This window comes from Evansella halocellulosilytica (assembly GCF_002335745.1).
Taxonomy (GTDB): Bacteria; Bacillota; Bacilli; order Bacillales; family Salisediminibacteriaceae; genus Bacillus_CA; species Bacillus_CA halocellulosilytica.
Genome location: NZ_NIST01000001.1, coordinates 3,950,287 through 3,963,728, shown reverse-complemented (window position 1 = coordinate 3,963,728; position 13,442 = coordinate 3,950,287). Strand labels below are relative to the sequence as shown.

Sequence of the window (13,442 nt, the reverse complement as noted above, 5' to 3'; positions counted from 1 at the left end):
GTCAAGGAGGATACGAATGGAACAAATACGGGGTACGACTATTTTTGCAGTACAACATAAAGGTCAATGTGCAATGGCTGGAGACGGCCAAGTTACATTTGGCAATGCAGTAGTGATGAAACATACAGCTAGGAAAGTTCGTAAGTTGTATCGTGGTAAAGTAATAGCCGGTTTTGCAGGGTCGGTTGCAGACGCATTTACTTTATATGAAAAATTCGAATCAAAGCTTGAAGAATTTGGCGGAAATCTTCAACGAGCAGCAGTTGAGTTAGCGAAGGAATGGAGAAGTGATCGTGTCCTTCGAAAATTAGAAGCAATGTTGATAGTTATGGATCAGTCAAACCTATATTTAATTGCAGGAACAGGTGAAGTCATTGAACCTGATGATGGAATCCTTGCGATAGGTTCAGGTGGCAATTATGCTCTTTCTGCTGGCAGAGCGTTAAAGGAACATGCACAACATTTGTCAGCGAAAGAAATGGCTTATGCTTCATTAAAGACTGCTGCAAATATTTGTGTATATACGAATGATTCGATTATTGTTGAGGAACTTGGTGAATAAATAAATAAGTTCACTAGCTAAAAGAGATGAAGGACTCTTATTCACATTCCCGATTTAAAAGGGTGTAGTTTGAGATAAAATCCTTTAATGGATTACTCGAGACTCAGCTTTTTGAACAAGGACTTGTACAGGAGGTTTATTGAATGAGTGAAAAGCTAACACCACGTGAAATAGTAGAAAAACTTGATCAATACATCGTAGGACAAACGAATGCTAAAAAGTCAGTCGCAGTTGCACTTCGAAATCGTTACCGTCGAAGTCAATTAGAAGATGCACTGAAAGAAGAAATTACACCGAAAAATATTTTAATGATTGGTCCAACTGGAGTAGGAAAAACTGAAATTGCTCGAAGATTAGCGAAACTTGTCGGCGCTCCGTTCGTAAAAGTAGAAGCGACAAAATTTACGGAAGTAGGTTATGTCGGTAGAGATGTGGAGTCGATGGTTCGAGACCTTGTAGAGACGTCTGTTAGAATCGTAAAAGAAGAAAAGATGCACGATGTCAAAGATTTAGCAGAGAAGAATGCTAATAAGCGACTCGTCGAATTATTAGTTCCGAAGGCTAAAAAACAATCGAACTATCGAAATCCATTTGAAATGTTATTTCAAGGAGGTCAGCAAGACGATCAAGGACAGCAGGAATCTGAGCAAGAAGAAGAAAGTGTCCGCGATCGGAGGAAAAAAGTTGCTTCTCAACTAGCTGCAGGAGAACTTGAAGATGAATATGTAACCGTTGAGGTCGATGAAAGCAACCAAGGGAATTTGTTCGATATGTTCCAAGGTTCAGGCATGGAACAAATGGGAATGAATATGCAGGATATGCTCGGCAATATGATGCCGAAAAAGAAAAAGAATCGCAAACTTCAAGTAAAAGACGCGCGTAACGTTTTAATAGAAGATGAAGCTCAAAAACTGATCGATATGGATGAGGTTACGCAAGCAGCTGTTTCAAAAGCTGAACAATTGGGAATTATCTTTATTGATGAGATTGATAAAGTGGCAGCCAAAAATCAGCAGCAGTCTGCCGATGTCTCTCGTGAAGGTGTACAGCGTGATATTTTACCGATTGTTGAAGGTTCTACCGTTGTAACAAAGCATGGACCGGTAAAAACAGACCATATGTTATTTGTTGCTGCAGGAGCATTTCACTTTTCAAAACCGTCAGATTTGATTCCTGAGCTACAAGGGCGCTTTCCGATCAGAGTAGAACTTTCTAGTTTAACCGTTGACGACTTCGTACGCATCCTAGTTGAACCAGATAACGCTTTATCGAAACAATATGAAGCTCTTTTACAAACTGAAGGAATAAAATTGAAATTTTCTGACGATGCTATTCGTAGAATTGCTGTGATCGCTACAGAAGTAAACGAGGAAACCGAGAACATAGGTGCCAGACGACTCCATACAATTTTGGAAAAGCTGCTCGAAGATTTATCGTTTGAAGCTTCTGAAATTACATTAGAAGAAATTGTTATCACACCTGAATATGTAGAAGAGAAATTACAAGATGTAGTGAAAAATCGAGACTTAAGTCAATATATTCTTTAGGAGGATGTAGAAATGGATTTATTATCAAAAACGAGAAAGATTAATGAGTTATTACAAAAGAGCGGAGGTCAATCTGTAAACTTTAAAGATGTTGCAGTTACATTAAGAGATGTTATTGAATCAAATATCTTTATTGTAAGCCGACGCGGAAAGTTATTAGGCTATGCGATTAAACAGGAAATTGAAAATGAGCGTATGAAGCAAATGCTAGAGGATCGTCAATTTCCAGAAGAATATACGAGTGGATTATTTAAAATTGAAGAAACATCTTCTAACTTGGACATTAGCAGCGAATTTACAGCATTTCCTGTAGAAAATAAAGATTTATTTTCAGCAGGGTTAACGACGGTCGTTCCTATTCAAGGTGGAGGGCAGCGTTTAGGTACATTAATTCTTGCGCGTCTGCAAGATTCGTTTGACAATGACGATCTATTATTAGCTGAATATGCTTCTACCGTTGTCGGAATGGAAATACTACATGAAAAAACTGAAGAAATTGAACAAGAAGCAAGAAGTAAAGCAGTTGTTCAAATGGCGATCAGTTCATTATCTTATAGTGAATTAGAAGCAGTAGAGCACATTTTTGAAGAATTAGATGGCAACGAAGGATTGCTAGTTGCAAGTAAAATTGCTGACAGAGTAGGCATAACTAGATCGGTTATCGTAAATGCTCTCAGAAAATTAGAAAGTGCTGGTGTCATTGAGTCTCGTTCGTTAGGAATGAAAGGGACGTACATTAAAGTACTTAACAATAAATTCTTAGTTGAACTGGACAAGTTAAAAAATTCATAATGTCAATTAAAGTGTGTGTTTAAAAAGGAGGACAAAAAGAGCCACGAGCTTCCACACGGATGTGGTGACTTCGTCGTTCCTACAGGACACCAGGGCTTTAGCCGAAGGTGGTCTACTCTTACGAGTTGTCACGAATGATAGAACATCCTAATGCCGGATATGCAACAGGACGTGGATTTTGTTCGGTTAAAGGATACACGACAAAGCTTAGCTTGTACTTGTAAAGGAAGAGATAGTGTGTTTTCAAGTCGACGAAGTTTTGATTAGCTGAGCATATCGTGTTAATACGTGAAGAACGAAGAAACGAGTCAACTCAGAGGCTCGAAAGCTACCTTTCCTAGACTTTTTGAACATCCCCTCAGCGAGGTATTCTTAATAAGTACGATCGTACTTGTTAAGGGTACCTCTTTTCTTTGAAGGTTAAGAAAGGATAAAATTTCAATCTCTCGATCGTTGTCTAGCTTCAGCGAAGAGCGTTACATCACGAGCTTCCACACGGATGTGGTGACTTCGGCGTTCTCGTAGGACACGGGGGGTTAGCAGAAGATCTGATCTAGCGATTTACCTCGACGGACATACTACGAAGCAACTCAGGTAGAGGAAGAGGCAACATGAACGACTTGAGATACTTCCATCACCTCTCACTCGGGCCAGTCCGAAGAACAGGACATTCTAGTGTCGGGTATGCCACAGAACGTGGTGTTTAGTAGTCCAACCAGTTTTCTTCGTCGATAACCGAAGGCGCTTGCGCTTTTCTTATTTTCCCCAGACTGATCCAATATCCCTATGAAAAGAGATATTTATCACATAAATGATTATCGATTGCGAGTTTTAACAGAAGGTAAAACGGTTTTCGGAAAATATTTTAGTCAATTTGGAGAAATTGAATAATTCTGTCGAAATTTGTGCTAGAATTTTAGGTAAAAGGACATGTATGATAAATGCCTTCTTTTTTGGAATGGAACATGATTTATCGATAGTAAAGACATATTTCCTATGTTGAGACTATATTCTTAAATTTTATTAGGTCTTTTTTATCGAACTAAACACATTGCCTGAGACTGTTAGACAATTACTAGATTATTATATAAAATACATCTGTACAGGTAAAAAAAGGCGATTTTTGAAGAATTATAAATAAAAAGGGGAGTATATCCGTGAATATTATCAATAATTCGACAAATTCACTTATCCAAACAGGACTCTCTGCTTCTATGACACGACAAAATACGATTGCGCAAAACATTGCGAATGTCGATACTCCGAACTATAAGGCTAAGAAAACACTATTTTCACATGAGTTGGATCGAGCATCGTCTCACACAAATCTTCAAGCCCATAGAACGGATGAAAGACATAGTCATTTTGGCGGTGTTACGAATTCAGAAGCTGCTAGAGTTGTTCAGCAAAATAATACGATGTATAACCACAACGGAAATAATGTTGATATTGACAAAGAAATGGCAGAGCTTGCACAAAATCAAATTTACTATAATGCTCTGATTGATCGTATGAACGGTCGATTCAACAGTGTGCGCACTGTCTTAGGACAAGGGGGATAATGAGGAATGAGTATTTTTAATGGAATGAATACATCCGCCTCTGCATTAACATCCCAAAGACTTAGAATGGATGTTGTCTCTGCAAATATGTCAAATGCAGATTCGACACGAGGTAGAATGGTTGATGGAGAATGGGAACCTTACCGCAGAAAGATGGTTGTCATGGAACCGAATCAAAAGTCATCATTTACTTCACATTTAAGCCGTGCAATGGGGCGTTCAGGCGGCACGGGTGATGGTGTGAAAATTCGCGAAGTCATTGAAGACGAAACACCGTTCAGACAAGTTTATCAGCCGGATCATCCTGATGCGAATGAGGATGGCTATGTCGAAATGCCTAATGTTGATCCATTAAAGGAAATGATTGATCTTATGAGTGCAACACGATCCTATGAAGCGAATGTTACAGTACTTGACGGACATAAAAATATGTTGTTAAAAGCACTTGAAATAGGCAGATAAAACGATCAAAAGATGAGGTGAGTAAAATGGATGGAAACATAAATCAAGTAACAAATATTATGAGACCAATTCAACAAACCCCTGAGCAACCGAAAATTGCTCCGAACGAAGCGCAAGAAACCTTTAAAAGCTGGTTAGATGAAGCGATTAAAGATGTAAACCAAGCTCAAGTTGACTCTGCAAATATGACCGAAAAGCTTGCACGCGGTGAAAATGTTGATTTGCATGATGTGATGATTACCGGTCAAAAAGCAAGTATTGCACTGCAAACTACAGTAGAAGTTCGTAATAAAGTAATCGAAGCCTACCAAGAGATAATGAGAATGCAAGTTTAATTGTCTTTTTTTGTTCAAAATAGTGAATTTATTTGATTGAACATTGTTCTTTAATACATATATACGTGAGAACAATTCTGTTTTTGTCGGTCTTATCTACTTTATCGGAATTTTTTTTGAGATGTTAATAGAATTTTAATTTTATATTTGTTTCATTGCCTTCTAAAAAGATGGTAAGTAATTTTATGGCTGGTTCAGCAGAGACAATTTAAAGCAGTGGTGCGGGAGGAAACATGAACGAAAAGCTTATACATTACAGAGATAAAACAACTGAATTTTGGCAATCAAGAACGACGAATCAAAAAGGGTTATTAGTCGGTTCTATAGTCCTCGTACTCCTCCTATTTTTATCTTTTGTTTGGTTTGGGGCAAGAACGAATCATGTTCCTTTATATACAAACCTAACACCTCAAGAAACAGGTGAGATTAAAGGTACTTTAGACAACAGGGGGATATCGTCAGAAATTACAAATGATGGGACGACGATTCTAGTTCCAGAAACGATGGTGGATGACCTAAAAGTAGATTTAGCTGCGGAAGGTATACCTCAGTCTGGAAGAATCGATTATGGAACTTTTCGAGATAATATGGGTTTTGGAACGACTGATAATGAGTTCAGCTTATTAGAAAGAGCGGCATTACAAACGACATTAGAGGACTTAATTCGAAATGTAGACGGTGTCCAATCGTCACAAGTGATGATTACACTTCCAGAAGAAAGTATTTGGCTTTCAGATGAACCAGAACAAGCAACAGCTTCTGTTTTGTTGAATTTACAGCCTGGATACAATCTGGACCAAGGTCAAATAAGAGCGCTTCATCATCTTGTTTCTAAAAGTGTTCCAGATCTGCCGGTAGAAAACATTGTCATTATGGACCAAATGTCAAACTACTTAGAACTTCATGATGATCCTTCAATGGTCGGAGACACGACACTTTCAGTTTATGAGCAGCATCGTAAAATTCAGCAGGACGTTGAACGAGACATTCAAAGACAAATACAACAAATGCTCGGCACAATGATGGGACCAGATAAAGTTCTAGTGTCAGTTTCGACTGATATAGACTTCACGCAAGAGAACAGGCAAGAACAACTAGTAACACCTGTGGACGAAGAAAACATGGAAGGAATTTCAGTAAGTGTCGAACGTATTACTGAAACGTATACAGGCGATGAAGTTGCTGAAGGAGGAGTACCTGGTGCAGGCGAAACAGACATACCGGGATACCCTGGTGTAGTAGGTGGCGGCTCAGGAGATTATGAACTAATTGAAGAACGGATTAATAACGATGTGAATCGAATTCAAAGGGATATCGTAGAAAGTCCTTATAAAGTACGCGATATCGGGATTCAAGTTATGGTTGAGCCTCCAGACCCAGAAGATCCAAATTCTTTACCACCGAACCGGTTGGATGATATCCAACAAATATTAGGGCAAATTGTCAGAACGTCTATTGATACTGATGTGACTGCGGAATGGGGAGCGAATGAGCTTGAAGAAAGAATTTACGTATCATCACAGCCTTTTTATGGAAAAGTGGAGTTTGACGATATTGCCTCCGGAACACCGTGGTGGTATTACGCACTTGGAGGGCTATCGCTACTCGTAATCTTGCTGCTATTCCTTCTATTTAGAAATAAACGAAAATCAGACGAAGATGAAGAAGTCGTCGAAAGTGAACAAACGATGATAGACATTCCAGATATTGGGGATGACGTCGATTCAGAGGAAAAAGCTAGACGTCGCCAATTAGAAAAACTTGCAAAAGAGAAGCCGGAAGAGTTTTCAAAATTAGTAAGAACCTGGCTTTCAGAGGACTAAGGAGTGAAAGAATAAGTGGCGAAAAAAAAAGGGCTAACGGGTAGAGAGAAAGCCGCTATTTTACTCATCTCTCTAGGTCCGGATGTTTCAGCACAAGTATATAAGCATTTAACTGAAGAAGAGATTGAAAAGCTTACGTTAGAAATAGCAGGCGTTAGAAAAGTTGATGCAAATACGAAAGAAGAAATTTTAGAACAATTTCATCAATTAGCATTAGCACAAGATTATATTACGCAAGGCGGCATCGGTTACGCAAAGGATGTTCTTGAAAAAGCGTTAGGAGAGTCAGAGGCGATGCAAATTATAAACCGCCTCACTTCAACGCTTCAAGTAAGACCTTTTGATTTTGCAAGAAAAGCTGAGCCTGGACAAATTTTAAACTTTATCCAAAATGAACATCCACAAACTATTGCTCTTATTTTATCTTATTTAGATAGTGAACCGGCAGGCCAGATTTTATCTGAATTGCCACAAGAAGTACAAGCAGATGTAGCTAAACGAATTGCCGTTATGGATAGTACGTCACCGGAAATTGTTAATGAGGTTGAAGCTATATTAGAAAGGAAGCTCTCAGCAACAGTGACCCAAGATTACACTCAAGCAGGCGGTATTGAATCGGTAGTTGAAGTTCTTAATGGGGTTGACCGAAGTACAGAAAGAACAATATTGGACGCTCTTGAAATACAAGACCCAGAGCTTGCAGAAGAAATTAAGAAAAGGATGTTCGTATTTGAAGATATCGTCACTCTCGATAATCGTTCAATTCAGAGAGTGATAAGAGATGTTGAAAATGAAGACTTACAATTGTCTTTAAAAGTTGCTAGTGATGAAGTAAAAGATATCGTCTTTAATAATATGTCACAGCGAATGGCAGAAACGTTTAAAGACGAGATGGAATTTATGGGGCCTGTCCGCCTGCGTGATGTCGAAGAAGCCCAAACAAGAATTGTTGCTATCATTCGCCGTCTAGAGGAAGCAGGTGAAATCGTCATCGCACGTGGTGGAGGAGATGATATCATTGTCTAAGCTAATTAAATCAGCCAATGCGAAGGAGTTAGACGATTCGGTTAAGACGATTAATGTTCGACAAGTATTCGTTGCTTCTCATGAAGACCAAATAGATATTCATGAAGATCAGCAGGATACCGGAAAGAATGTTCACTATAAAGAACCGGAAAAGCTTTTAATAGAGGCACAGCAGCATGCAGGTGCTTTATTAAATGAAGCATATGACGAAATAGCAGCTAAAAGAATGGAACTTGAACAATATGAAAAAAATGTTCTCAATGAAGCTGAGAAAAAATTCACTGAAGCAGAAAAATCTGGAAGAAAACAAGGATATGAAGCCGGGGTATTGGAAGGCAGACAGTCATATGATGAGCTAATTAAAAAGGCAGAAAATGCCGTTCGAAAAGCACAAGAAGATTATTTTTTAAAGGTCGAAAAAGCAGAATCCGATTTGTTAGACCTTGCATTAAAAGTTGCCGAAAAAATAATTGGAGAATCAATCGTAAAAGATCACAATGCATGGATACATCTCGTAAAAGAGGCTGTAAAAGAAGTAAGAGAACAAGAAGAAGTGAAAATATATGTACCGGTAAGTGCATATGAGCTTACATTACAACACGAGCAGGAAATCAAAGAAATTGCCTTACACACAAGGCACTTATACATATATCCTGACTCTTCGTTACTCAAACACAGCTGTATTATTGAGACTCCTTTTGGGAAAGTGAATGCATCGATAGATAGTCAGCTTGAAGAAATGAAAAAGGCACTCCATGAAATGTTAAAAGCAGGGGATCAAGATGAATATTCGTGACCTTATTCCACAAGTGAATGACATTAATACATTTAAACAATATGGAAAAGTGTCTCAAGTTGTCGGCCTCATGATTGAATCAAAAGGTCCGCAAGTGTCGGTAGGAGAAATTTGCCATATTTTAATTGGTGATCATTCACACAGGAAAATTAAAGTTGAAGTTGTCGGCTTTCGCGATGAAAATGTGTTGCTTATGCCATTTGACCACGTTAATGACATTGCACCTGGCTCTTTAGTAGAAGCAACGAATAGACCTCTAGAAATTAAAGTTGGGACAGATTTAATCGGTAAAGTCGTCGATGGTATAGGCAGACCATTTGACGGTGGCGCATTTGATAATCGTTTATTTTCTTACCCAACTGATAATCCGCCACCTAACCCGTTAAAGCGTCCGAGAATACATGAACCGCTTAGCCTTGGAGTACGGGCAATTGATGGATTGTTTACAGTTGGAAAAGGGCAAAGAGTTGGGATTTTTGCCGGCAGTGGCGTCGGAAAAAGTACATTAATGGCGATGATTTCAAAAAATTCTGAAGCGGATTTGAATATCATTGCGCTCATTGGAGAGCGGGGCAGAGAAGTAAGAGATTTTATTGAGCGAGATTTAGGAACAGAAGGATTGAAAAATACGATTGTTGTCGTAGCTACATCGGATCAGCCAGCACTTATGAGGATAAAAGGTGCGATGACCGCAACAGCAATTGCCGAATATTTTCGTAATCAAGGGCTCAATGTCACACTCATGATGGATTCCGTTACACGAGTTGCAATGGCTCAAAGGGAGATTGGACTAGCTGTAGGAGAACCTCCTACTACTAAAGGGTATACTCCTTCCGTATTTGCTTTGTTACCACGACTTTTAGAGCGGAGCGGTACAAATGAATTTGGTTCAATTACTGCCTTTTATACGGTTCTTGTTGACGGAGATGACCTTTCTGAGCCAATTGCCGATACGGTTCGGGGGATACTAGATGGTCATTTAGTACTAGACCGTAAATTAGCTAATAAAGGGCAGTTTCCTGCAATAAATGTATTAACTAGTATAAGCCGGATTATGAATGACATCGTTCCTAGGGAGCATAGAGCAGCTGCAGACCATTTACGCCATTTGTTAGCTTTATACTCAGATTCAGAAGATTTGATCAGTATTGGTGCTTATAAGCGGGGGTCAAATAAAGAAGTTGATGCTGCAATAAAAGAACATCCTAATATTATCAATTATTTAAAGCAAAGTACGGATGAAAAAGTGTCTTATGAAGAATCGGTAGAAAAGTTAGTCAATGCATACGGAAGAGGTGGGAAATCTTGAGTTTTCAATTCACGCTTGAAAAAGTATTAGAAGTAAAAGAGCACGAAAAGTCAGAAGCTGAATCCAAGTATACAGAGGCGATGAAACAATTCGAAGATGTCGCAACAAAACTGTATCACTACATGAAAGAGAAGGAAGAACTAGAAGATTACTATAATGACAAAATACAAACAGGTACATCGATATTAGCGATTCAGCAAACTCAGCAGACGATATCCCACCTGAAACGTGAAATAGATAAATTGCAGTATGAGACTCAAAAAGCAAGAAATCGAATGAATGATCAAGAACAGTTTTTAATGTTTAAATCGATTGACGTAAAAAAATATGAAAAAATGAAATCACGTAAATACGAGCAGTATATTGAGGCAGAAAAAGTAAAAGAGAACAAATTTCTAGATGAAATTTCTGTTCAACAGTTTTTGAAGCGATGAAATAAGGTGAACATATGAGCGAAAATCAAAAACAAAGTAAATTACAATTGTTCTTTATGGTCGTATTAATCCCAGCAATTTTTGCAGTCGTTTTAGCAGTCGTTTTACTTTACTACATGGGGATTAACGTTAGTGATAGTGTGAAAAGTGCCTTTTCAGCTTTGCCTTTCATTTCTGATGAAAATGATGATGAATTGAGTGATGGTTCGAGGGAAGAAAGACTCGTTCAATTAGAACACGAGAATGAAAACTATTTATCGCAAATTGAACAATTGGAATATGAGTTAGCAATGAAAGATGAGGAAATCAGTCAACTTGAATTAGAAATTCAATCTTATATAGAGAATGAGAATAATGAGGAAGATCAAGAGGAAGAAAGACCAGACTTACAGGAAGTAGTCCGGACGTTGGAAGGGATGACAGCCTCGAAAGCTGCAAGTATTATGAGTGAGTTGTCACAAGATGAAGCTGTCATGTATTTACAGTTAATGAGCTTAGACTCAAGGTCGCAAATTTTAGCCAGAATGGATGCAGAAGAAGCAGCACAAATCGTTAGTCAGTTATCTAATTAACGATGAAGCTAGCTGAAAGGGGGTGAGAAAATGAATGCAATCGTTCAAATGATGGCAAGCCTGCAGCAAATGAATGGATCACTTACAGAACAGAAACTGTCGAAAGAAGGAAAAACAGATGCAGATAGCAAGTTTTTACTTTCATTGCAAAAAGTATTAGGCAGTGAAGAGACTGAATATGACTTGCAAACGTATATCGATGTTTTAGAAGAGGATGAGACATTTGATGTTGCACAATTATTAAGGATGATTGAGGAATTGCTAGAAGAGATTCCTTATGAAGATGGTTATTTACACATGGGGATGTTGGAGTTAGACGAAAATAAACGATTGCTCAACGTTTTTCCGACCGAGATTCAAGAAGCTGTAAAAGCACTTTTTGAAGAAGGGACACCTCTTGAGGAATTAGTTGATGAAATGTCGTTTGTGAATGAACCATTACAATTGATCGCCTTCATGATAGCAATCGCTTATCAAGAGAAAAATGAGGCCGTGGACATTGACCAACCGACTATACGTCAATTTGAACAAATGATAAGTAAAGCATTCCCGAACTTCCAACAGCTATCAACTTCTAGTTCAGTTCGAGAATTAAATGAAGCATTAGCAAAAGATCTCGAACGATTTATGAAGTCTGAACAATCAGGTCCGCACCGTTCGTTACAGCCAGATGAATGGACGCGAAGACTAACACAACAAATGAATGAAAAGCGAATAGCGGAACAAGTATATCAACAGCATGCCACACAGCGTGATTCAAAAACATTATCTAATGTATTGCCGACAATGAATGTAGACTTATCTAACAGTCATATGTCAAGATTGCAGCAATTTATCGTACACGCTGGGGAACAACAAGCTGATCGACCATCTGAACAGCAGTTTTTACGCCAGTTTCAAAATATTTTAGCGCGGAGTCAATTTCAAAACTTAGGAAATGGTGTACAGCAACTAAATATTAAGCTGCACCCAGAATCCCTTGGGAGACTTGATATTACGATCCAACAAATAAATGGTGTGCTCGTTGCAAAAATGATGACGACAACTGCTGTAGCTAGAGAATTAATTGAAGGGCAGTTACAACACTTGCGTAATGCTTTTCAAGCTCAACAAATACAAGTTGATAAAATCGAAGTGTCTCAGCAGCAAACTGCTCAGCAACATTCATTAAAAGATCAGACTAATGATGAGTCAGCAAACAAAGAAGAGACTTTGAAAGACGATACGAATGAAGAAGAAGCGCAAGGGGAAGAGAGCTTTGCTGACTTTTTAGAAGAAACGATAAATATGGAAGTATAGGGTGATAAATGATGCCGGTTCAAATGACTGACAGTTTGTATTTACAGGACTACCAAAAAAGAATGCAAGAGCATGGAAACTCTGACCTCGATAAAGATGCATTTTTAAAAATATTAATTACACAGTTACAAAATCAAGATCCATTAAATCCGATGGAAGATAAAGAGTTTATTGCTCAAATGGCACAATTTTCATCACTTGAACAAATGACAAATATGAGTGAGTCTATGGCGAAGCTAGTTGATCAAATGCAAAATGATCAATTTATCACCCACAGTGATCTCATTGGGAAAAGTGTCGAATGGGAACAAGAAGTTGAAAGTGATAACGGTAATAAAAGGGTTGAACTTTTGGAGGGTATCGTTACATCTGTTGTTTTCAAAGAAGGAAAAGCAGAATTAATTATAGATGATGACCATACTGTTTCGACGGATGATATAAGGTCCGTTTCATTACCAAACATAGTTGAATAGGAAAATGGAGGTGAACATTATGGGACATAAAATCATGCCCCATCACCTGCAGCAACCGTTACCGAAGCCAGCGATAAAATCGACAAATAAACAATCGAAGCCATCCGTCTCTTTCCAGAAGCTCTTAAACGAATCACTCGATCACAAAAATGATTTAAAAATTAGTAAGCATGCAGAAAAGAGACTTCAAGATCGAGGAATTGACATACGACCTGAAACGTGGGAAGAAATTCACGATAAAGTAAAGGCAGCGAAAGATAAAGGAGTCGTAGACTCACTAGTGGTAACGAATAGCGCGGCGTTAATCGTTAGTGCGAAAAACGAAACGGTCATTACTGCTATGGACCGTGAAGAAGCTGAAACACAAGTGTTTACAAATATTAACGGAGCTATCTTAATTGATGGCTAAAACTAGCTGGACCGAAAGGAAGCTAGCAGCTGTGGAATGAC

At 38.4% G+C, this 13,442-nt stretch carries 15 protein-coding genes; all 15 read left to right on the top strand.

Translation table 11 applies throughout. The annotated features are described in order from the left end of the window. Window positions 1-16 precede the first annotated feature (16 nt). The 15 genes from hslV to CD001_RS18740 all read left to right on the top strand — a co-directional run bounded on the left by hslV (window position 17) and on the right by CD001_RS18740 (window position 13,401). Window positions 17-562, top strand: a complete 546-nt coding sequence (hslV, locus tag CD001_RS18810) for an ATP-dependent protease subunit HslV (RefSeq protein ID WP_096189136.1) — start codon at window positions 17-19, stop codon at window positions 560-562. Window positions 563-705: 143 nt separating this feature from the next. Next, a complete protein-coding gene (hslU, locus tag CD001_RS18805) occupies window positions 706-2,109 on the top strand; it encodes an ATP-dependent protease ATPase subunit HslU (protein ID WP_096189135.1) in 1,404 nt (467 codons plus the stop codon). 12 nt (window positions 2,110-2,121) lie between these two features. Next, window positions 2,122-2,901, top strand: coding sequence for a GTP-sensing pleiotropic transcriptional regulator CodY (gene codY / locus CD001_RS18800; RefSeq protein ID WP_096189134.1), 780 nt, complete (start codon window positions 2,122-2,124; stop codon window positions 2,899-2,901). 1,157 nt (window positions 2,902-4,058) lie between these two features. Further along, a complete protein-coding gene (flgB, locus tag CD001_RS18795) occupies window positions 4,059-4,463 on the top strand; it encodes a flagellar basal body rod protein FlgB (RefSeq protein ID WP_096189133.1) in 405 nt (134 codons plus the stop codon). Window positions 4,464-4,469: 6 nt separating this feature from the next. Beyond that, entirely contained in the window at window positions 4,470-4,925 is a 456-nt protein-coding gene (gene flgC / locus CD001_RS18790) for a flagellar basal body rod protein FlgC (protein ID WP_096189132.1), read from the top strand. A 26-nt stretch (window positions 4,926-4,951) separates the two neighbouring features. Beyond that, window positions 4,952-5,260 carry a flagellar hook-basal body complex protein FliE gene (fliE, locus tag CD001_RS18785; protein ID WP_096189131.1) on the top strand — a complete coding sequence of 103 codons (309 nt, stop codon included), beginning with the start codon at window positions 4,952-4,954 and terminating at the stop codon, window positions 5,258-5,260. Window positions 5,261-5,493: 233 nt separating this feature from the next. Beyond that, window positions 5,494-7,083 (top strand): flagellar basal-body MS-ring/collar protein FliF, encoded by a 1,590-nt coding sequence (gene fliF / locus CD001_RS18780; RefSeq protein WP_096189130.1) that lies wholly within the window; start codon window positions 5,494-5,496, stop codon window positions 7,081-7,083. Window positions 7,084-7,098: 15 nt separating this feature from the next. Next, on the top strand, window positions 7,099-8,109 hold the full coding sequence (gene fliG, locus CD001_RS18775) for a flagellar motor switch protein FliG (RefSeq protein WP_096189129.1): 1,011 nt from the start codon (window positions 7,099-7,101) through the stop codon (window positions 8,107-8,109). Further along, window positions 8,102-8,905 carry a flagellar assembly protein FliH gene (fliH, locus tag CD001_RS18770; RefSeq protein ID WP_179298818.1) on the top strand — a complete coding sequence of 268 codons (804 nt, stop codon included), beginning with the start codon at window positions 8,102-8,104 and terminating at the stop codon, window positions 8,903-8,905. Before fliG ends, fliH begins: the two co-directional genes overlap by 8 nt. Next, window positions 8,892-10,214: a flagellar protein export ATPase FliI gene (fliI, locus tag CD001_RS18765; RefSeq protein ID WP_096189127.1), complete on the top strand. Its 1,323-nt coding sequence runs from the start codon at window positions 8,892-8,894 to the stop codon at window positions 10,212-10,214. Before fliH ends, fliI begins: the two co-directional genes overlap by 14 nt. Continuing rightward, entirely contained in the window at window positions 10,211-10,648 is a 438-nt protein-coding gene (gene fliJ, locus CD001_RS18760) for a flagellar export protein FliJ (protein ID WP_096189126.1), read from the top strand. Before fliI ends, fliJ begins: the two co-directional genes overlap by 4 nt. A 14-nt stretch (window positions 10,649-10,662) precedes the next feature. Further along, complete coding sequence (locus CD001_RS18755; protein ID WP_096189125.1) at window positions 10,663-11,220, top strand: MotE family protein; 558 nt, start codon at window positions 10,663-10,665, stop codon at window positions 11,218-11,220. Window positions 11,221-11,250: 30 nt separating this feature from the next. After that, the gene (locus tag CD001_RS18750) at window positions 11,251-12,519 is read left to right on the top strand and encodes a flagellar hook-length control protein FliK (RefSeq protein ID WP_096189124.1); all 1,269 of its coding nucleotides are present in this window, start codon (window positions 11,251-11,253) and stop codon (window positions 12,517-12,519) included. A gap of 8 nt (window positions 12,520-12,527) precedes the next feature. Further along, window positions 12,528-12,992 (top strand): flagellar hook assembly protein FlgD, encoded by a 465-nt coding sequence (gene flgD, locus CD001_RS18745; protein ID WP_257009860.1) that lies wholly within the window; start codon window positions 12,528-12,530, stop codon window positions 12,990-12,992. Window positions 12,993-13,011: 19 nt separating this feature from the next. Further along, window positions 13,012-13,401 (top strand): TIGR02530 family flagellar biosynthesis protein, encoded by a 390-nt coding sequence (locus tag CD001_RS18740; RefSeq protein ID WP_096189122.1) that lies wholly within the window; start codon window positions 13,012-13,014, stop codon window positions 13,399-13,401. Window positions 13,402-13,442 lie beyond the last annotated feature (41 nt).

Coding starts and splice junctions, on each gene's coding strand:
- hslV (WP_096189136.1), top strand. CDS start 17: ATGGAACAAATACGGGGTACGACTATTTTTGCAGTACAACATAAAGGT.
- hslU (WP_096189135.1), top strand. CDS start 706: ATGAGTGAAAAGCTAACACCACGTGAAATAGTAGAAAAACTTGATCAA.
- codY (WP_096189134.1), top strand. CDS start 2,122: ATGGATTTATTATCAAAAACGAGAAAGATTAATGAGTTATTACAAAAG.
- flgC (WP_096189132.1), top strand. CDS start 4,470: ATGAGTATTTTTAATGGAATGAATACATCCGCCTCTGCATTAACATCC.
- fliE (WP_096189131.1), top strand. CDS start 4,952: ATGGATGGAAACATAAATCAAGTAACAAATATTATGAGACCAATTCAA.
- fliF (WP_096189130.1), top strand. CDS start 5,494: ATGAACGAAAAGCTTATACATTACAGAGATAAAACAACTGAATTTTGG.
- fliI (WP_096189127.1), top strand. CDS start 8,892: ATGAATATTCGTGACCTTATTCCACAAGTGAATGACATTAATACATTT.
- CD001_RS18755 (WP_096189125.1), top strand. CDS start 10,663: ATGAGCGAAAATCAAAAACAAAGTAAATTACAATTGTTCTTTATGGTC.
- CD001_RS18750 (WP_096189124.1), top strand. CDS start 11,251: ATGAATGCAATCGTTCAAATGATGGCAAGCCTGCAGCAAATGAATGGA.
- flgD (WP_257009860.1), top strand. CDS start 12,528: ATGATGCCGGTTCAAATGACTGACAGTTTGTATTTACAGGACTACCAA.
- CD001_RS18740 (WP_096189122.1), top strand. CDS start 13,012: ATGGGACATAAAATCATGCCCCATCACCTGCAGCAACCGTTACCGAAG.